Below are 21,199 nucleotides of genomic sequence, written 5' to 3'. Positions count from 1 at the left end.
GTGTGGTTCAACCACACAGACACAAGCGCAGGCACTACTCAATTCAGTCAAGCAACCCAAGTTTCTCAGCGCGTTCCAGAAGCATTTTCACCGATGACGGCTGCCACTTGGACCTTCCGCGGGGCGTGCGCTCGCGCATCGCTTCCAGCCGGGTGCAGATCGCCTGGAGCGTAATGCCGGGATCCGCGCCCTTGATGGCGGCGACGATGGCGGGCAGACGGTCGTCGGTTTCGCGGCGACCGGCGCGGGCCAAAACTGTCTCGGGCAGGAAGCCGTCGCGGACATAGGCCTTCACGGCGCGTTGAAGGCGGCTTTGGTTCCAGCGACGCGCCTCGGGCAGGGGGCCGTTGATGATGCGCAACACGTCTTCCCAGGCCAAGTCGGGGCGCAACCGGCGCACATGAGGCACCCAATCTTGTGCCGTTTCGTTCAGACGCTCAATGTAGCCGTCCTGTCGCGCCAGTCGCACCTTGCGAAGAGCGGCAGGGTCTTTGGCCCGCAGCCCAGGGTTCCCGCCAATGCGGCCCTTTGTGCGTGCGCTGGCAAGGCCGGCCTTGGTGCGTTCCCGGATCAGGGCGCGTTCGAACTCGGCCGCAGCCCCCAGTACTTGCAACGTGAACTTGCCCTGCGGGGATGCGGTGTCGATCGGATCCTCGATCGAGCGGAAGAATGCGCCCTTTGCCTCAAGCCGTTCGATCACCTCCAGCAGATGCGACAGCGACCGCGCCAGTCGGTCGATCCGAACGACGACCAGCGTGTCGCCTTTGCCGATGCGTTCCAACACCCGCGCAAGCACCGGCCGCGCACGATTGCCGCCCGAGGCCTGTTCTTCATGGATCTCGGCGCAACCCGCGGATTTCAGGGCCTGCGATTGGGGCAGGGGGGTCTGATCCTCGGTCGATACGCGGGCATAACCGATTAGGGGCATCAAATTCTGCCTTTTGCAGTTTCATATATTACTAATAAACGACCGATTGATGGCAGAAGAATAACGTTTCGGAGGTTGGTGCCACCTTTTTTCTGTAAGTTCCACATAGGCGGCGCAATGGAAAACCGCTATCTGGAAGAATATGCGGGAGACCTGTGGGCCGGGTCTGCGGGGCGGGCATTGGGGTGTTGCATGGACTTACGGTTGAGGGATTATTTTGATGTCGGCACGCTGCAACGCGGTGAAGATTATGCGCATCGCGGTCTGGTCGCGACGGTCGAGCCTCTGCCGGATGGGAGTATCCGCGGGCGCGTGTTGAATGGGCGCGGGGAAAGCTACCAACAGCGGATTACCCTGAGCAACAGCTTTGTGGACGGGATTTGCTCTTGCCCGGTGGGGCATAATTGCAAGCACGTGGTCGCTGTTTTGATGACATCGGCGGAACGCGATTCCAGCTCCCCGCAACTGGCAGCACCGGTGCGGGGTTGGCTGACCCGTGTCAAGCAGCAGCCGACAGCCCTAGTGCCGCCTGAGGCACGTCCCGAGGACTATCCGGACAAGGTGAAGGAACGCCTGCTTTATGTCCTGATCCCGAATGAAACAAAAGTCAGGATCGACATTTACAAGGGCCGTATCAATGCTGCTGGCACGGGCCTGAACAAGGCGATCCGGCGCTATGATGCGCTGCATGCCCTGCGCAGCAACGCTGTGGCAAAATTCATCCGACCGACCGATCTGGAGCTTTTGTCTGCGCTGGCGCAGACCCAACTGTGGGAAACGCACTATAGCTACGGCCTGCCCGGTATGTTCAAGCCAAAGGGGCAGGATGCTTTGCCCCTGATCCGGCGCTTGTGCGACACGGGTCGCTTCCTCCATGACAATTCTCCGGACGCGGAGTTGAGCTGGTCAGAAGCGTGTCCAAAGGCCAGACTGGCCTGGCGCATGGCGGCGGATGGCAGTCAGAGCCTGGGGTTTGAGGACGCAGACGGCATACAGTTGGAGTTGCGGGCGTTGGACGGGGCAGCGCTATGGGTGAACACCGCGCACGGTCAGATCGGGGCGCTGGCACAGCCGGTGCAGATTGAGGCGCTGCAGCTTGTCCAGAGCGCTCCCCAAGTCGCGCCCGATGAAGCGGCGGCCCTGGCTGCGGAGATGCCCGCCACGCTCGCTGGACTGGCCTTGCCGCCGCCGCATGTGGCGCGACAGAGACGGCGCGCGGCCCATAAACGCATCGCTCGTTTGACGCTTGGAGCGGAGAGCGCGCGTGACGGCTATAGGCGTTGGGACAGCGTTTCTGTCACTCTGCCAACACTGACATTGCGCTTTGTCTATGACGGGCAGGAGGTTTGGGAAGGCGACGCCGACCCCCGGGTCGTTGAAAACAACGAGGTCGTAACGCTGACGCGCGATCATCAATGGGAAGCTGCTTGCGTCATCCGGCTGATGGATGCAGGGGCGATACCCGTTGACGAAATGGACTATCTTTTGCCGAGCGCTCGAATGCTGCAATGCGATTTCGTCTTCGCTGAGGAGGAGATGGGCGCGAACAGTATGCGCCTCCCGTCGTCGCGCGATGGTCTCGAGTTTGCGTTCCGGACGCTGCCCGGGTTGCGGACCGAAGGCTGGGAAATCATTGAAACATCAAAGTGGCCCTTCCGTTTGAGCGATGAAGCTGCCGCGCTGACGGTTGCAACACAGGCCGAGGCAGGCGACGCATTCCACGGCAACGACTGGTTCTCGCTGGGGTTTCAAGCCGAGATCGGCGGCAAGCCAGTGGATGTCGCGCCCCTGATCGCGGCCTTTCTTGAACAGGTGCGTGACGAATGGGACGCCGTGCCGGATGTCGACGTCCTGTCGCAGCATCTGTCCGATAAGCCGGTTTACCTGAACCGGGGCAAGGCGGGCTATGCCCCCCTGGACCTCAGTCCGCTGGCACCCCTACTCCATCTGGTGCTGACGCATTATGCCGAGTTGGGCGCGCTGCACCCGTCGGATGCCGATGTCGCTCGGTTGGCAGAAAAGGCGCTGGCAGGCAGCTCGGTACACTTCGCCGATAACGCCGGGATCATTCCGCTGGCTCGTAGCCTGAAGGCATTGGCCGAGGCCGAGAGTTTTGCTCCACCAAAGGGATTGCGCGCGCAGTTGCGCCCCTATCAGGCCTATGGTTCCGCCTGGATGGGCAGCTTGCTCGAAGCCGGTTTTGGCGGAGTTCTGGCGGATGATATGGGGCTGGGCAAGACAATTCAGGTGTTGGCCCTCTTGCAGGCACGTCGCGAAGCAGGAGCAGCTGGCCCGGCGCTTCTGATCGTACCGACCAGCCTGCTGCATGGCTGGCAGATGCAGTCCGCGCAATTCACACCGGATATTCGGCTCGTGGTCCTGCATGGCACAGGCCGGGCGGCGCTGCGCGACGAGGCTCTGCGCGCCGATCTGGTCGTCACCACCTATCCGTTGCTGGCGCGTGATCAAGACTGGCTGACAGCGACAGAGTGGCCTCTGGTGATCCTGGACGAAGCGCAAACCCTCAAGAACCCTGCGTCGCAAATGGCCAAGAGCCTGCGCAACATTCCTGCCAAGGGGCGGCTGGCGCTGACCGGCACGCCGCTGGAAAACTCGCTGCAAGACCTTTGGACACGGAATTGTCACGTTAACACGGGTCCGTTGGCAGCGTTGGATATTTTTCGTAGTTGCTACGCATGAGTACGACTGTCAGCTACAAGCGCCACCGTTTTCCGCCAGAGATCATCACGCACGCGGTTTGGCTTTATGTGCGTTTCAACCTCTCCCTACGCGAGGTCGAGGAAATGCTCCTGAACCGTGGCGTCGACGTTTCCTATGAGACGATCCGGCGTTGGGCGGCGAAATTTGCCCCTCAAATTGCCCGGAATTTGCGTCGACGCCAGGCCCGTCCCGGCGATATCTGGCATCTCGATGAGGTTGTGGTAACGATATCGGGGCGGAAGTTCTGGCTCTGGCGCGCGGTCGATCAGAACGGGCTTGTTCTGGAGGAAATCCTGCAATCCAGACGCGACAAGCGTGCCGCAAAGCGTCTTTTGAAGGCGCTGATCAAGCGGTTTGGCTTGCCCAAACGGATCGTCACAGACAAGCTGCGATCCTACGGAGCGGCCAAACGTGAAGTCGCATCCGGTCTCGAACATCGTTCCCACAAGGGCTTGAACAACAGGGCGGAAAACAGCCATCTACCGTTTCGAAAACGAGAGCGTTGCATGCAAGGATTTCGCTCTCCGGGCGGGTTGCAACGGTTTGTAGCCTGCCACACTGCCGTCCGAAACCGTTTCTCAGTTCCCGCCAGCCGCCGTTCCGCAAACGCAACACGCTATCATCGAATCGAAGCCTTCGACGCTTGGAAGGGCGCCGCGAGCATCTGACGCTCTAAAACAGGCCATTTCCTCGGCGCCAGCGAGTTAAGTTGACAACGCCAATAATAGACCTTCCACAGGGGCGTGATCCGGGGTGTATCTTCACCGATAGAGCTGAAATCATGCTCAAAGCGCAGCGCCGGATCAAAAAGGATCTCCCCCCCTGCCCTTCGCAATCCTAGCGTGTATAGCACATCATCTCCATAGATAAACAAAGACCCATCCGGATAGCCAACCCGCGCAATGGCCGCAGGGGAGATGAACAGCCCCACAAAAGACGCGCCATCAATAGAAGTAGGGCTGGCGGCCTCATACTCGGCCCGGCCAATGTGAAATCCGTTGCGCCCGCCTCCGGTAACCGTGCGGCGCAAGACGACGGGGTTCCAGAAGGGATTAACCGAAGGACGGTTCATATCGCAGATCCGACCATCGGGGTGATAGACCGCTGCGGCCCAAGCTTCGGCCTTGCGGCGGTCATGGGCATGAAAAACCTCTAACGCTGAAGGCTCTGGCCGTGCGTCATCGTCCATGACCAGGACCCAATCCGGGTTAAACTGCGACATGGCCTGCCGCATCCCGGTCTCAAAGCCGCCGGCACCGCCGAGGTTCGTCGCGCAGCGCAACACTTTCAACCGCGGGTCTGTCTGGGTGGCCAGCCAATCGCCCGTGCCATCGGTCGAGGCATTATCTACCACCAACACCACTTCCAAATGTTCAGGCGCAGTAGCCAAAAGCCGGGGCAAAGTCACCTGTAACTGGGCCAATCGGTTGTAGGTGACCACCACCGCAACTACGCGCCCTGCCCCTTGTTGCTGTGCTGTCAAACCACTGTCCATTTTCATCGCCTTGGCCGTTTTGCTTGGGGCGCAAAGGTCACAACGGTAATCACTTGTCAAACCTTGTCCATGGCAGGGTGACGGGCGGCGCGTTCCTGTGGCACAAGAAATCAACGTTTAATTGCAAGGTGCGCCATGCAGATCACGAAGACCGCCCTGCCCGGGGTATTGATCCTGACCCCTACTCGCCACGGTGATGCGCGGGGTTTTTTCAGTGAAAGCTGGAATGCACAAACCATGGCCGCCGCCGGGCTGGATTATGAATTTGTGCAAGACAATCACTCTCTCTCTGAAACGGTGGGCACCCTACGCGGTTTGCATTTCCAGACCCCGCCTCATGCTCAGACCAAACTGGTGCGCTGTGGACGCGGTGCGCTATTCGATGTGGCGGTGGATATCCGCCATGGCTCGCCCAGCTTTGGTCGATGGGTCGGAGTTGATCTTAGCTTTGAGAATGGTCGGCAATTGCTGATCCCTGCGGGGTTCCTGCATGGGTTCGTGACCCGTGAGCCGATGACTGAGATTGTCTATAAATGCAGCGACACCTATGCGGCGGACTGTGACGCGGCGGTGCGGTGGGATGATCCTGACATTAGTATTGATTGGGGGCTGGGAGATCGTACGCCGATCCTGTCAAACAAGGATGCCAAAGCGCCGCCACTGACCGAGTTAGAGCCGCATTTCCACTGGGAGGGCGCGACGTGAAAATTCTCGTAACTGGCGGGGCCGGGTTCATCGGATCTGCTGTGGTACGCCGCGCTATGGCGCAGGGGCATGAGGTGGTGAACCTCGATGCCCTGACCTATGCCGCCTGTTTGGACAATGTGGCTGATGTGGCTGCCCTGCCCGGCTATGTTTTTGAGCAAGCCGACATCCGCGATGCCGCAGCGCTCGCCCAAATATTTGCGGATCATGCCCCCGATACAGTGTTGCATCTGGCTGCGGAAAGCCATGTTGACCGCTCCATCGACGGGCCGGGCGCTTTCATCGATACCAATGTGACCGGCACCTACCAGCTTCTTGAGGCCGCCCGCACCTATTGGCTGCACAAGGACCGCTGCGAAACATTTCGGTTTCATCATGTCTCAACCGATGAGGTTTTCGGGTCGCTCGGCCCTGAGGGTCTGTTCACCGAAGAGACGGCCTATGCACCGAACAGTCCCTATTCGGCCTCCAAAGCCGCCTCGGACCACCTTGTTCGTGCTTGGGGAGAAACCTATGGTCTACCGGTGCTGCTGAGCAATTGCTCAAACAACTATGGCCCCTACCATTTTCCCGAAAAGCTGATCCCTGTGGTGATCCTTAGCGCGCTCGCGGGCAAACCGATCCCAATCTATGGTGCGGGCGAGAATGTGCGCGATTGGCTCTATGTCGAAGATCATGCCGAGGCTCTGCTGATGGTGCTGCAAAAGGGTCGGGTGGGGCGCAGCTATAACATCGGCGGCAATGCCGAGACGCGCAACATCGATCTGGTGCGGATGATCTGCGCCCTACTGGATGAGATGCGCCCAGCAGAACACTCTTACGACAAGCTGATCACCTATGTCGAAGACCGCCCCGGTCATGACGCACGGTATGCCATTGATGCCAGCCGCATCCGCGATGAACTGGGCTGGCAGCCCTCAGTGACCTTGGAGGAAGGGTTGCGCCGCACGGTGCGCTGGTATCTCGACAATGCCGATTGGTGGCGGGCCTTGCAGGTCCGCGATGGTGTTGGCCAAAGGCTGGGTCGGGCATGAGCTTGTTGGTCTTCGGACGCACTGGGCAGTTGGCATTGGCGCTGCAAAAAATTGCCCAAGATGCCACGTTCCTCGGCAGGGAGGGCGCTGATCTCAGTTCTCCCACCACCTGCATCGAAGCGATCCACGCCGCCCGCCCCTCTGCTGTAATCAATGCGGCGGCCTATACGGCAGTGGACCGCGCCGAAGAGGAAGAGGCGCTGGCCCATATCATCAATGGCGATGCCCCCGGTGCCATGGCCCAAACCTGTGCGGAACTGGATATCCCCTTTCTCCATGTCTCTACCGACTATGTTTTTGACGGCAGTGGAACACGACCTTGGCAGCCCGGCGATGAAATCGCCCCCCTAAATGCCTATGGGCGCAGCAAGGCGGCAGGCGAAGCCGCGGTGCGTGCAGCGGGAGGGCATCATGCGATTCTGCGAACTTCTTGGGTATTTTCCGCCACCGGAAGCAATTTTGTCACCACCATGCTGCGCCTTTCCGAAACCCGAGATGCGTTAAACGTGGTCGATGATCAATTTGGCGGCCCAACACCGGTACTAGCCATTGCCGAGGCGCTCTTACAGATGGCAGGCGCCATGGTGGCGGGGCAGGGCGGGGGCACTTATCACTTGGCAGGCCATCCAGCGACCTCCTGGAAATGTTTCGCGCGCGAAACATTTTCATGTGCAAAACGTGCCGTTGACGTAACCGGGATCCCCACATCAGACTATCCAACCCCGGCACGAAGACCATTCAACTCTAGGCTCGACTGTACAATTTTAGAGACTGATTTTGGCATCACCCCACCAGATTGGCGCCCGGCGCTGCAAGATATCATGAAGGAATTAACATGAGCACACGCAAGGGTATCCTGCTGGCTGGAGGATCTGGAACGCGGCTCTACCCCATCACCATGGGCATCTCAAAGCAGCTGCTCCCGATCTATGATAAACCGATGATCTACTATCCGCTGTCAGTGCTGATGCTGGCTGGCATCCGTGAAATCGCGGTGATTACCACGCCGCAAGATGCCGATCAGTTCAAACGCAGCTTGGGCGACGGCGCACAATGGGGGCTAAGCCTCACCTACATCGAACAACCCAGCCCAGAGGGTTTGACACAGGCCTATCTGTTGGCCGAAGATTTCCTAGACGGCGCGCCCTCGGCCATGGTGCTGGGCGACAATATCTTCTTTGGTCATGGCCTGCCCGAAGCGCTTGCCGCAGCCGATGCGCAGCAGACCGGTGGGACCGTCTTTGGTTACCGCGTCGCAGACCCCGAGCGGTATGGCGTGGTGGATTTCGCCCCTGATGGTAAAGTGCGCGCGATTGTCGAGAAACCGGCAGTCCCACCTTCCCATTACGCGGTAACCGGCCTCTATTTTCTGGATGGCAGCGCGCCCGTCCGGGCCCGTACCGTTACCCCTTCATCGCGGGGGGAGTTGGAGATTACCTCGCTTTTAGAGATGTATCTGGCCGATGAGGCTCTCTCGGTTCAACAAATGGGCCGTGGCTTTGCGTGGCTTGATACTGGCACGCATGGCAGCCTGCTGGACGCAGGTAATTTTGTGCGAACACTCTCAGAGCGGCAGGGGCTTCAAGTGGGCAGCCCCGAAGAGATCGCCTTTGGTAAAGGCTGGATCAGTGCCGAAGACATGCGCGCGCGGGCCGAGGCTTTTGCAAAGAACAGCTACGGGGATTACCTTCTAGGTCTGCTAAAATAGACGAAATGTTTCGCGCGCGAAACATTTCCAGATCCTGGATTTTGGCTCTAATGCTGAGATTTCAGCCAGTAGAGCAAGCGGTGCCGGAGCTCTGGCGTCAGGTTATCGCCCGAGATCTCAATGCGTTTGTCTTTTCCATGATCGCGCAGGGTCAGTCCGGGGCGAATTTCAGTCTCTGTATAGGCAACGGCGCTTGTCTTGGCCTTCGGCGCCTTCGCATCTTTTTCTGGGGTAAGGGCGTGAGCAATTACCGCTTGCTCTGCTCGCGCGTCCGTTACCTCTGCTTCCTGCAAGCGCTTGGTCAACCGGGCTGCAAAACTGGCATCTTCCTCAAGCATCTTGCCCAACTGCAGACCCATGCGTTCGCCCAAAGCCTGGGGGAAACGCAACACGCCGTCGAGTTGACGAACCACTGGCAGAAAAGACCGGATCTTGGATCTCTTGGCACGAGATGCTGCGCGAAACAGGCTCAAAAGGGCAGCTTTGTCACTGTCGTAGACCCCTTGATCCGTCGCTTTGGCGGCGATGCGGGCGCGCTCGAAGTAGCTTAAACCGACCCGGATCTCGTTTTCCTCTACCATTGCCAAATAGGCGTCGGAGGCTTCGGCAGGTCTGCGAAGCAGGGCCAATACCCGACGGGTCTCACCATCCTCACGGTTAAGCCGCATCAGCGCCTGACAACGCCGCCAGCCAGAGATCAATCCATAGGAGCCCCCACCGAGATCCGCCACCTCGATTGAGGTTTGCTGGCCTCTATCACGGAGCGAGGCGATCAGGGTCTGCATCTCTTCGTCATCCGCGGCGACGCGGTCGCGGACGAGGTAATCCATTTTAACCTGTGCTAGATCCAGCATTGCGATCATCCGGCCAGAGCTTCGGGCATTGGCCAGTTCATCGCTCATCTGCGCCAATGCAGCGGTCGCGGATGCCTCTGATGCGACATCCGCGATGGGGGCACGCAGAGTGGTAGGGCCGAGCGGTGACATAGATTTCGTCTCAGGCGCGGCACCGAGGTAGGCGGGGTTGGCGGGGGTTAAACGTTTGCGCTTGGCCATGGGGTGGCTCCTTATAACGGGACGCCAGCAGTCTGGCGGCGCGGGCTGAACGAAGGGTTAGGGCGGCGTTCGTTGCAACGAATGCGATGGGGCAGGGGAGGTAAATGTTTCGCGCGCGAAACATTTAGGAACGCACTTCTCATTCCGCGGCCCTGCGCGCGGCAAGCTCATCGCGGCGCCATGCACCGATCAGAAGCTGCTTGAAAGCGGCATAGGTCGCATCAAAAGTCTCTCGCCCACGCACATAGGTTTCGCGGTTAAAGTCGCGGTAGTCGGCTTCATAAATGCCTTGGACCTGTTCGTTGGCTTGACCGATTAGAGCCGTGAAATCCTGCCGATGCGGTGACAGTGTATTGCCCAGATAGGCCTGCATCAGGGCTGCAAGTTCAGCCTGTTGTGCGCCGTCAAATCGGGTGACCACGGCGCGCACAGCATCCCATTCAAAGTTCAACTCAGCCCGGCCAAGAGCACGGGCGGCCATATTCTCTGCTTCTTCAATCGAGCCAAAGGTCGCATGGAGCATGTCGAAGAACCGGCCGGTGGAATCGAACTCAAGAAACGATGCGCCAAGCGGGACCAGCAGGATATCAGCCGCGGCGAGACCGTTGATGGTCAGATAGCCAAGGGCAGGGGGCGTATCGATGAAAATCACATCATAACGATCCAACACGCCATCGGCCTCGAATGTGTCGGTGAGCGCATCCCAAAGCTTCCAACCTCGCCCCGACATGCGCCAGACAGGGATTTGGAACTCAGCCCAATAGAGGTTCAGCTGGGCGCCGATCAGGTCAATATTGGGCCAATGGGTTTCTTGAATCAGGCTGTTGCTGTGAACCTCCAGCGCGTCGCTCAGCGTATCGTCCAGTGGCACAGGCGGGTCGCCGCGGTCAAGACGGCGTTGGTTCTCGATCCGTTGGTGGCCTGCGTAGTGGCGCGCCAAAAGTGGGAAGACCGTCTGCCATTCGTCCTCTACCTTGCCACCAAAGATCGAAGTCATTGACCCTTGGCTGTCGAGATCGACCACCAGCACCCGGTAGCCATCAAGAGCGGCTGACATAGCCAGATGCGCGGCGGTCGAGGTTTTGCCCACACCACCTTTGAAATTGGCAACAGCAACCATTTTCGCCGGCTGGCCCGCAGGACGATAGGGCAGGTACTCTTTGGCCTTGGACCCTTCCTGTCCGAAATGCGCGCGCAGGCGCAGCACCTCATCAAGGGTGAACCATTTGGCACCGCCTTCGGTCTCAGACAGGCCTTGCGGGAGTTCTGGATTGTTCTTGAGCACGCGACGGAAATGGCCAGTCGCTACGGGGATCAGATAGCGGGTGATCTCCCAAGTGGAGAAACGGCGTAGGCTGCGCCCGCCTGTAGCCTCAAGCCCCCGGCTTTCTAGATCGCTACGCCCCGCCTTGCAGGCACGAGCGATGGCTTCGAAACTGGCGGTGGTGGTGGCCGCGCCTAAAGCGCTCTGGGCCTTATCGGGGTCGATGTTGAAATAGGGGGGCTTGCCCGAAGTCTCTACTGCCATTCTCGCCTCATGTGCGGGGTTTTGGCAAACGTATCATAAAAGAGCGCACATGTAAGGAAAGAGTGGCCTTACATCGCATTTTCTGAAGAAACCTGAGATTTTTCAGGTCCTATGGTGGCCTGTTGAGGGGCTACAGTCCTCTTTTTTACGTTATAAATTTGTTAATAGTACGTTACAGTGCGAGGGTGCTTCCGGCAATGTCTTGAGTTCTTTAACTTATTTTCCGATTTCATTTAGCCGTCCGACTCTGAAACCACGTTGAGATGACTCTGATCCCCCGAAGCTGCGACTCTGATCCCACGTTGGCGGGGGAGGGAACGCTGGACGGGGGATGTGGATAACTTTAAGTTGGGTGTCACTGAAACCCCGAAGAATCGGGGGCAGCAAACGCACCCCGAAACGGGGGCATGAGCAGAGGCAGGGGTGAGCGGCATATGCCCATCGCCCGCAGTGAGGCGACAGGCGATGACAGCAGCAGCGGCAGGCGGACCTTTGTCCGCTCCCCGAGGGTCAGGCGATTTCTTTGTATGCGATATTTTTGATGCCGCGCCCAAGGACGACCTGGGTACGATGGAGCATCCGATTTTTTCGCTCTCGACCCGGCCTGACCGTCGCATCCTAAGCTATGCTCATAATGATACGACTGTTGATGTGGTGCCATCGGTGAAAGGCCGCGCGACGATCCATGACAAAGACATCCTGATTTATTGTGTCAGCCAGTTGATGGCGGGGCTGAATGCAGGCCGCGAGATCTCGCGGCGGCTGACGCTCAAGGCGCATGACCTTTTGGTCGCGACCAACCGCGATACTTCCGGCGATAGCTATGCCCGGCTGCGCGACGCTTTCGAGCGGTTGGCCGGCACAAGGATCACCACAAATATGACCACCGGTGGCATTGAAGTAACCCAAGGTTTCGGCCTCATCGAAAGCTGGGAGATCGCCCGACAGGGCCGGGGCGGGCGGATGTTAAGCGTCACGGTTGTGCTGTCGGAATGGTTGTTTCGCGCGGTGATGAACAAATCGGTCCTGACTTTGAGCCGTGCTTATTTTGGCCTGCGCAAGCCGCTCGAGCGGCGGCTTTATGAATTGGCGCGCAAACATTGCGGGCGTCAACCGGAGTGGCGCATTTCCGTGTCTGTACTGCATAAGAAATCCGGCTCTGCCGCCCCGGTGCGGGTGTTTCGCGCAGCGGTGCGCAAGATGATCGCAGAAGGGCTGCCCGATTATGAGATCAGTGAAGAGCCGGGCGATATCATACTCTTTACCCGCCGTGGCCAAGTGGTGGAGCCAGGGGCGGGGGAGATGCCGCTACTCAGCTCTGACACATTGGCCCAAGCGCGGATCTTAATGCCGGGCGAAGATGTTCATGCGCTTGAGGCCGAATGGCAGGCGTGGTGGCGCGAAAGCGGGCGGCGGCGGTTGATGGCGCCAGACCGTGCCTTTCTCGGCTGGGTTGAAACTCGTGCCAAGCGGGCACGGTAACAAGATAAAATCTTGGCAAAGCCGGCCCTAGAACGCGCAGCTTGGAAAAAAGTTCCCGCAGACCGTGAAGCTAGCATTAAGATATAGCGCGATATGCGGAAAACCGTTAAAAGGAGTGTCATGCGAGCTTTAATTTCCGCCTTAGTTGGCATCATCACTATGGGGGGGATGATCGTTTTCTCATCAGCTTCCTCTGCCATGTCCGATAAGCCCCGCAGGGGCGCGAATGGCCAGTTGATCCTGCGCTGTGATGCATCGGCGGATCCCGCGCTTTGTAATGCCGTAGCCAAGGCTTTGCGGGCCGCACAGCCTGCTCCTGTAAATATGGGGGCAGCACCTTCTGGGGCTGGTGATACCGTTTTGGCTTTAGAGGTAAGCACCTATACCGCTCATGCGATCTCAGGCCGTTTGTCCCGCGAAGCGGGGGGTAATGGTCCAGCCATGGGGCCCCAGCTGGATTTTGACGTGATGGACAGTGGGCTTTCGCCCTCTTTGCTCGCTCAATTTGCCAATGACCTCGTGAAGGCCAGCGGCGCTCTTTTTTCTTCTAACTAGTTTCTTTCTTCCGGAGTTCTCTCATGCCTCGTTCCCAAACCGCCATCGCCTCGTTTGATTTCCATGGACCAGAAGATGGCCCCGTAGGCAGCGATGCTGCTGTGATTCATGAAGGTAGCGATGCCCCCGGTGGAACGTCGACAGGGTATCGAATGGATGTTGGCGATACATTCAACGGTACAATCAGCTCGACTACCGATGAGGATTGGGTGGCCATCGAATTGACGGCTGGAGAAAGCTACACCTTCGCGCTCAACGGAGTTACACTCAGCGACCCTTACTTAAAGCTTTATGATAGCACCGGCCGGTTGCTTGCTTCCAATGACGATGGCGGGACAGGGCTCAATGCTCTAATGAACTTTACGGCATCCAGCACGGGAACCTATTATATTGCGGCAGATGCATATTCTTCGCAAATTGGCACTTATACTCTTGAGACTTCGGTGGATGTTCCGCCAGCACCCGGGACGCTCGACGAAATGGCTGATTTCTTGACCGATGGGTATTGGCAATCCACCGGTCGGTCAGGCCGCAGCTATGACACCCGCAGCGACAATATCATCACCGTCAATATCAGCGGCCTGACAGCCGAAGGACAGCAACTGGCCCGATGGGCATTTGAAGCTTGGGAACTCGTGGCCGATTTGGAGTTCCAAGTCACCAGTAGCTTCAGCGCCGATATGACCTTCCAAGATCATGCGTCCGGTGCCTATGCCTCGTCTTCGACGATTGGCAGCGTGATCCAATCTGCAACAGTGAATATTTCGACCAGTTGGCTCAGCAGCTACGGCACCACGATCGACAGCTATTCTTTCGCCACTTACATCCATGAGATTGGCCATGCTTTGGGTCTGGGTCACCAAGGGGCCTATAATGGCAGTGCCACTTATGGCACTGATGAGACCTTCTCAAATGACAGCTGGCAGCTGTCGGTAATGTCGTATTTTAACCAGAATGAGAATACGACGGTGAACGCCAGCTATGCTGCCGTCGTAGGCGCGCAAATGGTTGATATCATCGCGATCCAGAACCTCTATGGCGCGTCTAATGTGACCCAAGGTAATACCATTTGGGGCGAGGGCACCAACCTGTCGGGGTATTTCTCCAATGCCCTAAGCAGCACCAGCAGCAGCTCGGTCTATAGTGGGCGGGCAATTAGCTTCACCATTTTTGACCGGGGCGGCACCGATCTGCTTGATCTGAGTTTTTCGACCACGGCTGACCGGATTGATCTCAGTGGTGGTAGTTTTTCAGACGTGGGCGGGCTGATTGGTAACTTGGGCATCGCGCGCGGTACATTGATCGAGAACCTTAACGCAGGCTCTGGAAATGATACAATCTCAGGCAACTGGGCGGGGAATGAAATCCGCGGAAATGACGGCGACGATTTAATAGTGTCAGGCGGCGGCTGGGACCAAGTCTGGGGCGGCGATGGAGAGGAAACCATCTACGGTGGCGACGGCAACGATACGCTTTATGGCGAGAATGGTGCCGATGGTGTTTATGGCGGCAGCGGCAATGATGTTGTCTATGGCGGTACGGGCAATGATACGGTCGGCGGCAGCGGCGGCAATGATCTGGTCTGGGGTGAGGCGGGCGACGATCAAGTCTGGGGAGCTGCCGGTAACGACACTCTGCATGGCAACGACGGCCAAGACACAGTCGGCGGCGGCAATGGCAATGACCTAATGTACGGCGAACTTGGAAATGACGTTCTTTGGGGGGGCGATGGTAACGACACCATGTATGGCGGCACCGAGAACGATGAGCTGAGCGGTGGTGGCGGCGGCGACGTTATGAATGGCGGCACAGGCAATGACACGCTTTGGGGTAGCTGGGCCAATGATGTTCTGGATGGCGGCAGCGGCAATGATCTGATCGGCGGCGGCAGCCAGAACGATCTGCTCTATGGGCGCGAGGGCGATGACACGCTGCGCGGCAGTTGGGGCAATGATACACTGGTCGGTGGCAGCGGGAATGATGAACTCGATGCCGGCGTGGGGGCTGACACCTTTATCTTCTACGAGAACTTTGGCCGCGATACCCTGACTGACTTCAACATCAGCGAAGGCGACCGGCTGTGGCTCGACGACGCGCTTTGGGGCGGTGGTCTAAGCACGCAGCAGGTGGTCGATCAATTCCTCGTTACGATGTCAGATGGCAGCCTTGCTCTGCGCTTCTCGGCGAATGAGCAGTTCATCTTGGACGGGGTCACCACAAGCGCCGGTCTTGCGGGTGTGATCGATATTCTCTGAGCGAGGATAGGCAAGTATCGAGACAGGCAGCGCTTAAATGCGTGGCCTGTCTTAGCTGGCAAAGCTCGACAGGGTCAATGGCGCACTGCGCAGACCCATGCTAGCCGGGAGCGCAAAAATGGCCATGTCATGGAGTGTCCAAGCGAAGTCTTGTAAGGGCAAGGGCAGCACCAATGTGTGAAAACCGCCTCGACCAATGGCCCCATCATGCGCATCAAATGTACGTAGCAGAGGTTGCGCGCCTTCACTCATGCCGTCCTGCAATTCTGTATCCAAAAGCGTCTCACCGTGCCAGCTGCGTAAATAGGGAGTGCAGGGCGCCCCGCTGACATTGGCTACTATACCAAAGGTATCACCGGGCGCGAAATCCAAGACCCCCAAGGCAATGTTCAGCGTCAGCCACCCCGGCGTCCCGCTGATCCGCCCGGTTATATGGCAAAGCTGTCCGGGGGGGGATTGCACCTCGAGCGCTACCGCTTCCTTCTCGTTATCCCAACTGAAATAGATGCCCTCGACCAGCGGTGTCGTAGTAGAGGCCGGACCTTGATAGGTCTGCCCTTGAAGCTGTGCCAAACTTTGCGCGGCAAGAAATACAGTCTGCGACATATCGGATCCGGCATTGGAGGAGAGAGGCGGGCTTTGGCTTCGTTGCTAGCATGGGCATGGGAAGCTTGTCGATGATCTGAGCCGTCGTCTGGACCTTGCCCGAAAGCTGTGGTTTCACAGACCCATGCGCCGTCTGCCTTAGACTGGCCCTTGCAGAGGAAGCACCCATGGCCCCGCCTTTGGAACAGACCGCTTTGGCCGTGACCGAAGCGCACACGGAGCTCCAGTGCCGGTTGCAATCGGTTGAAGAGGCTGCCCAGGCTCGATGGGCTGTGCAGCTAACCCAAGAGATGCGCCAGCGCGAAGCGGTACTGGCACGCGCGCTGATAGACAGCCGCCAAGAGGGGGCTGCGTTAGGCGAGGCCCTTACCGAACGTGATGCCGCCGTAGCGGAACTGGCGGCGGTTCGGAAAGCTTTGGCTGCCAATCATGAAATCACGCAACAGATCAAAGCCGAGCTTGACCAGATCCGCACCTCGCGTCTTTGGCGTTTTACCCGGTTCTTGCGCCGGGCGGACCACTCATGACCGCCCGGCTTTTTCTCGATGCGCAGCACGGGCTGTGCAACCGGTTACGCGCCATGGCTTCAGGGGCCGCAATCGCCCGTGCCACGGGGCGTGAATTGGTGGTGATTTGGCAGGCAGATGCCCATTGCGATTGCCGCTTGTCGGACCTGATCGACTACACCGGACCGGTGATTGAAGACGCACAGACTGCCGATCTATGTCGATACCTTGCGGCGCGGGTCTATAACTACATGGAAATCGAGCCGGGTTCACATTTCGACGAACCTATTCTGGCTGGGGAAGAGGCCGAGGTTCTGGCTGGTCAGGACATCTACATCCGCTCGGCCTATACGTTGGTGAGCCCTTTCAGACATCATGAAGACGAGCAGAGGTTTCTACGCTCTCTCGTACCGGCGGTTCCGGTGTTGGAGCTGTTGGCGGGCGTGCGCCATCCCAATCAACTGGCAGTACATGTGCGTATGGGCACCGGACCTGCACATGACCATCTGGCGTGGGAATCTCCTGAAAACTGGCCTGCCGAGCGTCACCGCGAATTGAGCGAATGGCGCGCCCGCAGCCATGCGCGACATTTTACCGCCCGGATCGATCAGTTGATCGCCGCCGGAGAGGCCCAGACGATCTTCCTTGCTGCCGATCTGCCTGAAACCTATGCCGCCTTTACCGAACGCTATGGCGACAGGGTGGCGGTGCTGCCACGGGCGCATTACGACCGCTCTGCAGTGCAGTTACAATATGCACTCGCTGATCTTCTGTTGCTGACGGCGGCGGATCATTTTCTGGCCAGCACTTGGAGTTCGTTTTCAGATCTTGCCCAACGGCTCGCCCGCCCCGGTCGCTGTTTTGAGCGCAGCGGGGAGGATTTTTGAGATGCGTAGGATGGGATAGGCCAAGCCCGAGTAAAGTTGTTAAGGTCCAAACGGATACGCGGGTCTACGCGCGCTTACATCCGTGGTTCATAGCGTTTCTAGAGGGTCCAAAAGAATGAAGAAAGCACTCATTACAGGGGTTACCGGGCAGGACGGCTCCTATCTGGCGGAATTCCTCTTGAACAAAGGCTATGAGGTGCATGGCATTAAACGCCGGGCATCATCCTTCAATACTCAACGTATCGACCATATCTACGAAGACCCACATGGAGGCCACACCCGGTTCAAACTGCATTACGGCGATCTAACCGACACCTCAAACCTCACTCGCATTCTCGCCGAAGTGCGCCCCGATGAAGTCTATAACCTCGGCGCGCAGTCCCATGTGGCCGTGAGTTTTGAGGCCCCCGAATACACCGCCGATGTGGACGCTATCGGTACCCTGCGCCTGCTCGAAGCGATCCGATTTCTGGGAATGGAAAAAACCACGCGGTTCTATCAAGCATCAACGTCTGAACTTTACGGTCTGGTGCAGGAAACGCCACAGACCGAAACGACGCCTTTCCACCCACGCAGTCCCTATGCGGTGGCGAAAATGTACGCCTATTGGATCGCGGTAAACTACCGCGAAGCCTATGGCATGTATGCCTGTAACGGCATCTTATTTAACCATGAGTCCCCCCGCCGGGGTGAGACCTTTGTGACGCGTAAAATCACCCGCGGTTTGGCCAATATCGCTCAAGGGCTGGAACCTTGTCTCTATATGGGCAACATCGACTCCCTGCGCGATTGGGGCCATGCGAAAGACTATGTTCGGATGCAGTGGATGATGCTGCAACAAGACACGCCCGAAGACTTCGTGATCGCCACAGGTGTGCAATATTCGGTGCGCGAATTCATCACTTGGACCGGTAAGGAACTGGGCTTGACGCTGGAGTTCAGCAGCGAAGGCGTCGACGAAATCGCGACGGTCACTAACATCGAAGGCTCCATGGCACCAGGTTTGAAGGTCGGCGATGTGGTGATGCGCATTGACCCGCGCTATTTCCGTCCAGCAGAGGTTGAGACGCTGCTGGGTGACCCGGCCAAGGCCAAAAAGATACTGGGCTGGGTGCCCGAGATCACCGCACAGGAAATGTGTGCCGAGATGGTGGTCGAAGACCTGCGCACAGCGCGGCGGCATGCGCTGCTGAAAGAGCATGGCTATGCACTGCCGATCAGCGTGGAGCAGAGCTAACATGCAGAAAATCTATATCGCAGGGCATCGCGGCATGGTCGGTAGCGCGATCCTGCGCCGGCTTGAGGCGCGTAAAGCGGCGGGCGAAGACCTTCACTTGGTGACGCGCACCCATGCGGAGCTAGACCTAACGGATCAGGCTGCGGTGCGCGACTTCATGCAGTCCGAAAACCCAGATGTTGTGTTCCTCGCCGCGGCGAAGGTGGGGGGCATTCATGCCAATAACACCTATCCGGCGGACTTCATCTACGACAATTTAATGATTGAATGTAACGTCATCCATCAGGCCTTTGCTGCTGGTGTCACGCGACTGCTGCAACTCGGCTCAAGCTGCATCTACCCGCGTGCCTCGGCGCAACCGATGAAAGAGGATGCACTACTAACCGGCGTGCTTGAGCCCACCAATGAGCCCTATGCGGTTGCCAAGATTGCCGGAATCAAGCTCTGCGAAAGTTATAACCGGCAGCATGGTACGGATTACCGCTCGGTCATGCCTACGAACCTCTACGGTCCCGGCGACAATTTCCACCCGGAGAATTCCCATGTGCTGCCCGCGCTGATCCGGCGGTTTCATGAGGCGGTGCAAGCAGGCGATGAAGAGGTGCAAATCTGGGGTTCAGGAAAGCCGCGGCGGGAGTTTTTGCATGTGGACGATATGGCCGAAGCGAGCCTTTTCGTGCTCGGCCTTGACCCTGAAACCTATGCCGCCAACACCGAACCGATGTTGAGCCACATTAACGTGGGCACTGGTACCGATGTCGCAATCATGGAGCTGGCACAGATGGTGGCCAAAGTGACTGGCTTTCAGGGACGCATTACCAGTGATTCCAACAAACTGGATGGCACCCTGCGCAAGCTGATGGATGTGAGCCGTTTGGCGGACATGGGCTGGCGGGCGTCAATTCACCTCGATAAAGGTCTGCAGGACACCTATGACTGGTTTATGAAAAACCAAAATAGCATTCGCCACTGATCAGCATTCTCCAAGGATATTTCATGACCAATATTGTTCATCCCATTCTTCTGGCTGGCGGCTCTGGCACACGGCTTTGGCCGTTGTCGCGCAAAAGCTACCCTAAGCAATTCGCCAAGCTGATGGGGGATGAGAGCCTGTTTCAGGCTTCGGTTCTGCGGCTGTCGGGCGAAGGCTTTGCCGCGCCGGTGATCCTCACTGGGTCGGATTTCCGTTTCATTGTGACTGAGCAATTGGCCGCTGTCGAAATTGCGCCTACGGGTATTTTGATAGAGCCTGAGGGGCGTAATACGGCGCCTGCGATCCTCGCTGCTGCGCTTAACCTTGCGGTCCGCGCCCCCAAAGCGCTGATGCTAGTCGCGCCTTCTGACCATGTGATCCCTGATGCGGCAGGCTTCCGCGCCGCCGTACAAGGCGCGACTGATGCCGCACAGGCAGGTCAGTTGGTGACTTTTGGCATTCGCCCTGACCGGGCTGAAACCGGCTATGGCTGGCTGGAGATGAGCGAGGCGCCAAGTGCAGATTTTGCCCCTGAGCCACAGCCTTTGAAACGCTTTGTCGAAAAACCCGATAGCGCATCTGCCCAAGCGATGCTTGAGGGCGGCAAGCATCTTTGGAACGCAGGTATTTTTCTCTTTTCAGTGCAGACCATCATTACCGCTTTCAAGACCTATGCCCCTGAGATGCTGGCACAGGTGCGCACGGCTGTTGATCAGGCAGCACAGGATCTCGGCTTCACTCGCCTGGCACCCGATGCTTGGGCGCAGGTCGAAGATATCTCGATCGACTACGCGGTGATGGAGAAGGCTGATAACCTGAGCGTTGTGCCCTATGGTGGTGTCTGGTCAGACTTAGGCGGCTGGGATGCCGTTTGGCGTGAGTCGGGGCCGGATGAGGCCGGGGTGGTCACCACGGACTCGGCCACAGCAATTGATTGCGAGAACACCCTGCTGCGCGCCGACGATCCTCAACAGCAATTGGTGGGCATAGGGCTAACCGACATTATCGCCGTGGCCATGCCCGATGCGGTGCTGGTTGCTCATAAAGACCGCGCACAAGACGTGAAGAAAGCCGTGGCCGCGCTGAAGGCCAAGGGGGCTTCTCAAGCCGAAACCTTGCCGCGTGATTATCGGCCTTGGGGCTGGTTTGAAAGCCTCGTCGTGGGATCGCGTTTCCAGGTGAAGCGTATTGTTGTTCATCCCGGTGCCGCTCTTAGCCTGCAAAGTCATCACCACCGTGCGGAGCATTGGATCGTGGTCGAAGGCACGGCGCAGGTGACTGTAGGGGAAAAGGTGCAACTCGTGACCGAGAACCAGTCGGTCTATATTCCGCTTGGCGTGACCCACCGAATGGAGAACCCCGGCAAGGTGCCGATGGTCCTGATCGAAGTGCAAACTGGCAGCTATCTGGGTGAGGATGACATCATCCGTTATGAGGATGTCTATGCACGCGGGCAGGGGGCGAAGGGGTAAATCCTATCGGTGTCCTTTGACACCAGAGGTGGGACAGTTGCCCACCTCTCGG

Annotated in this window: 19 protein-coding genes; 14 read left to right on the top strand and 5 right to left on the bottom strand. The window is 58.2% G+C overall.

Annotation, left to right across the window (positions count from 1 at the left end; all coding sequences use genetic code 11):
• Positions 1–43: 43 nt before the first annotated feature.
• Positions 44–928 (bottom strand): recombinase family protein, encoded by an 885-nt coding sequence (locus B5M07_RS18910; RefSeq protein WP_120352620.1) that lies wholly within the window; start codon positions 926–928, stop codon positions 44–46.
• A 78-nt stretch (positions 929–1,006) separates the two neighbouring features.
• Between B5M07_RS18910 and B5M07_RS18905 the strand changes: the two genes are divergently transcribed.
• Entirely contained in the window at positions 1,007–3,628 is a 2,622-nt protein-coding gene (locus B5M07_RS18905; RefSeq protein ID WP_162931922.1) for an SNF2-related protein, read from the top strand.
• Positions 3,625–4,317, top strand: coding sequence for an IS6 family transposase (locus B5M07_RS18900; protein WP_120352532.1), 693 nt, complete (start codon positions 3,625–3,627; stop codon positions 4,315–4,317). Before B5M07_RS18905 ends, B5M07_RS18900 begins: the two co-directional genes overlap by 4 nt.
• Here the strand turns inward: B5M07_RS18900 and B5M07_RS18895 are convergent.
• Complete coding sequence (locus B5M07_RS18895; RefSeq protein WP_254694023.1) at positions 4,269–5,144, bottom strand: glycosyltransferase; 876 nt, start codon at positions 5,142–5,144, stop codon at positions 4,269–4,271. The two genes, B5M07_RS18900 and B5M07_RS18895, sit on opposite strands and share 49 nt — an antisense overlap.
• Before the next feature lie 135 nt (positions 5,145–5,279).
• Here B5M07_RS18895 and rfbC point away from each other — a divergent pair, with 135 nt between their 5' ends.
• Genes rfbC through rfbA form a run of 4 tightly spaced genes read left to right on the top strand, consistent with a single transcriptional unit; the run spans position 5,280 to position 8,591 of the window.
• A complete protein-coding gene (rfbC, locus tag B5M07_RS18890; RefSeq protein ID WP_120352618.1) occupies positions 5,280–5,849 on the top strand; it encodes a dTDP-4-dehydrorhamnose 3,5-epimerase in 570 nt (189 codons plus the stop codon).
• Entirely contained in the window at positions 5,846–6,883 is a 1,038-nt protein-coding gene (gene rfbB, locus B5M07_RS18885) for a dTDP-glucose 4,6-dehydratase (RefSeq protein ID WP_120352617.1), read from the top strand. The genes rfbC and rfbB overlap by 4 nt, the downstream gene beginning before the upstream one ends.
• Complete coding sequence (gene rfbD / locus B5M07_RS18880) at positions 6,880–7,722, top strand: dTDP-4-dehydrorhamnose reductase (protein ID WP_120352616.1); 843 nt, start codon at positions 6,880–6,882, stop codon at positions 7,720–7,722. Before rfbB ends, rfbD begins: the two co-directional genes overlap by 4 nt.
• Complete coding sequence (gene rfbA, locus B5M07_RS18875) at positions 7,719–8,591, top strand: glucose-1-phosphate thymidylyltransferase RfbA (RefSeq protein ID WP_120352615.1); 873 nt, start codon at positions 7,719–7,721, stop codon at positions 8,589–8,591. Before rfbD ends, rfbA begins: the two co-directional genes overlap by 4 nt.
• Positions 8,592–8,638: 47 nt before the next feature.
• On the opposite strand, the gene B5M07_RS18870 is transcribed toward rfbA, so the two are convergent.
• Both B5M07_RS18870 and B5M07_RS18865 read right to left on the bottom strand, forming a co-directional pair.
• Entirely contained in the window at positions 8,639–9,646 is a 1,008-nt protein-coding gene (locus tag B5M07_RS18870; protein ID WP_120352614.1) for a ParB/RepB/Spo0J family partition protein, read from the bottom strand.
• Between the two features lie 139 nt (positions 9,647–9,785).
• Entirely contained in the window at positions 9,786–11,174 is a 1,389-nt protein-coding gene (locus tag B5M07_RS18865; protein WP_120352613.1) for an AAA family ATPase, read from the bottom strand.
• Positions 11,175–11,639: 465 nt separating this feature from the next.
• Between B5M07_RS18865 and B5M07_RS18860 the strand changes: the two genes are divergently transcribed.
• The 3 genes from B5M07_RS18860 (at position 11,640) to B5M07_RS18850 (ending at position 15,466) form a co-directional block, all read left to right on the top strand.
• The gene (locus B5M07_RS18860) at positions 11,640–12,656 is read left to right on the top strand and encodes a replication initiator protein A (protein ID WP_120352612.1); all 1,017 of its coding nucleotides are present in this window, start codon (positions 11,640–11,642) and stop codon (positions 12,654–12,656) included.
• Between the two features lie 120 nt (positions 12,657–12,776).
• Entirely contained in the window at positions 12,777–13,211 is a 435-nt protein-coding gene (locus B5M07_RS18855; RefSeq protein ID WP_120352611.1) for a hypothetical protein, read from the top strand.
• Between the two features lie 152 nt (positions 13,212–13,363).
• Positions 13,364–15,466: a M10 family metallopeptidase C-terminal domain-containing protein gene (locus B5M07_RS18850; protein WP_162931921.1), complete on the top strand. Its 2,103-nt coding sequence runs from the start codon at positions 13,364–13,366 to the stop codon at positions 15,464–15,466.
• Between the two features lie 51 nt (positions 15,467–15,517).
• Here the strand turns inward: B5M07_RS18850 and B5M07_RS18845 are convergent, their stop codons facing one another.
• Positions 15,518–16,072, bottom strand: coding sequence for a hypothetical protein (locus B5M07_RS18845; protein WP_120352609.1), 555 nt, complete (start codon positions 16,070–16,072; stop codon positions 15,518–15,520).
• A 167-nt stretch (positions 16,073–16,239) separates the two neighbouring features.
• On the opposite strand from B5M07_RS18845, the gene B5M07_RS18840 reads away from it, so the two are divergent.
• From B5M07_RS18840 to B5M07_RS18820, 5 genes are all read left to right on the top strand, one after another.
• On the top strand, positions 16,240–16,599 hold the full coding sequence (locus B5M07_RS18840) for a hypothetical protein (protein WP_120352608.1): 360 nt from the start codon (positions 16,240–16,242) through the stop codon (positions 16,597–16,599).
• Complete coding sequence (locus B5M07_RS18835; protein WP_120352607.1) at positions 16,596–17,465, top strand: hypothetical protein; 870 nt, start codon at positions 16,596–16,598, stop codon at positions 17,463–17,465. Before B5M07_RS18840 ends, B5M07_RS18835 begins: the two co-directional genes overlap by 4 nt.
• A 115-nt stretch (positions 17,466–17,580) precedes the next feature.
• Positions 17,581–18,702, top strand: coding sequence for a GDP-mannose 4,6-dehydratase (gene gmd, locus B5M07_RS18830; RefSeq protein ID WP_120352606.1), 1,122 nt, complete (start codon positions 17,581–17,583; stop codon positions 18,700–18,702).
• Between the two features lies 1 nt (position 18,703).
• Positions 18,704–19,675 (top strand): GDP-L-fucose synthase, encoded by a 972-nt coding sequence (gene fcl, locus B5M07_RS18825; protein ID WP_120352605.1) that lies wholly within the window; start codon positions 18,704–18,706, stop codon positions 19,673–19,675.
• A gap of 23 nt (positions 19,676–19,698) precedes the next feature.
• The gene (locus B5M07_RS18820; protein ID WP_120352604.1) at positions 19,699–21,147 is read left to right on the top strand and encodes a mannose-1-phosphate guanylyltransferase/mannose-6-phosphate isomerase; all 1,449 of its coding nucleotides are present in this window, start codon (positions 19,699–19,701) and stop codon (positions 21,145–21,147) included.
• Positions 21,148–21,199: the final 52 nt, after the last annotated feature.

Source organism: Sulfitobacter sp. D7 (assembly GCF_003611275.1).
GTDB classification, from domain to species: domain Bacteria; phylum Pseudomonadota; class Alphaproteobacteria; order Rhodobacterales; family Rhodobacteraceae; genus Sulfitobacter; species Sulfitobacter profundi.
This window is presented reverse-complemented; position numbering and strand designations above follow the sequence as displayed.

Coding starts and splice junctions, on each gene's coding strand:
- B5M07_RS18835 (WP_120352607.1), top strand. CDS start 16,596: ATGACCGCCCGGCTTTTTCTCGATGCGCAGCACGGGCTGTGCAACCGG.
- B5M07_RS18820 (WP_120352604.1), top strand. CDS start 19,699: ATGACCAATATTGTTCATCCCATTCTTCTGGCTGGCGGCTCTGGCACA.
- fcl (WP_120352605.1), top strand. CDS start 18,704: ATGCAGAAAATCTATATCGCAGGGCATCGCGGCATGGTCGGTAGCGCG.
- B5M07_RS18865 (WP_120352613.1), bottom strand. CDS start 11,174: ATGGCAGTAGAGACTTCGGGCAAGCCCCCCTATTTCAACATCGACCCC.
- rfbA (WP_120352615.1), top strand. CDS start 7,719: ATGAGCACACGCAAGGGTATCCTGCTGGCTGGAGGATCTGGAACGCGG.
- B5M07_RS18895 (WP_254694023.1), bottom strand. CDS start 5,144: ATGGACAGTGGTTTGACAGCACAGCAACAAGGGGCAGGGCGCGTAGTT.
- B5M07_RS18900 (WP_120352532.1), top strand. CDS start 3,625: ATGAGTACGACTGTCAGCTACAAGCGCCACCGTTTTCCGCCAGAGATC.
- B5M07_RS18845 (WP_120352609.1), bottom strand. CDS start 16,072: ATGTCGCAGACTGTATTTCTTGCCGCGCAAAGTTTGGCACAGCTTCAA.
- rfbD (WP_120352616.1), top strand. CDS start 6,880: ATGAGCTTGTTGGTCTTCGGACGCACTGGGCAGTTGGCATTGGCGCTG.
- B5M07_RS18870 (WP_120352614.1), bottom strand. CDS start 9,646: ATGGCCAAGCGCAAACGTTTAACCCCCGCCAACCCCGCCTACCTCGGT.
- gmd (WP_120352606.1), top strand. CDS start 17,581: ATGAAGAAAGCACTCATTACAGGGGTTACCGGGCAGGACGGCTCCTAT.
- rfbC (WP_120352618.1), top strand. CDS start 5,280: ATGCAGATCACGAAGACCGCCCTGCCCGGGGTATTGATCCTGACCCCT.
- B5M07_RS18840 (WP_120352608.1), top strand. CDS start 16,240: ATGGCCCCGCCTTTGGAACAGACCGCTTTGGCCGTGACCGAAGCGCAC.
- B5M07_RS18855 (WP_120352611.1), top strand. CDS start 12,777: ATGCGAGCTTTAATTTCCGCCTTAGTTGGCATCATCACTATGGGGGGG.
- B5M07_RS18860 (WP_120352612.1), top strand. CDS start 11,640: ATGACAGCAGCAGCGGCAGGCGGACCTTTGTCCGCTCCCCGAGGGTCA.
- B5M07_RS18850 (WP_162931921.1), top strand. CDS start 13,364: ATGGATGTTGGCGATACATTCAACGGTACAATCAGCTCGACTACCGAT.
- B5M07_RS18910 (WP_120352620.1), bottom strand. CDS start 928: ATGCCCCTAATCGGTTATGCCCGCGTATCGACCGAGGATCAGACCCCC.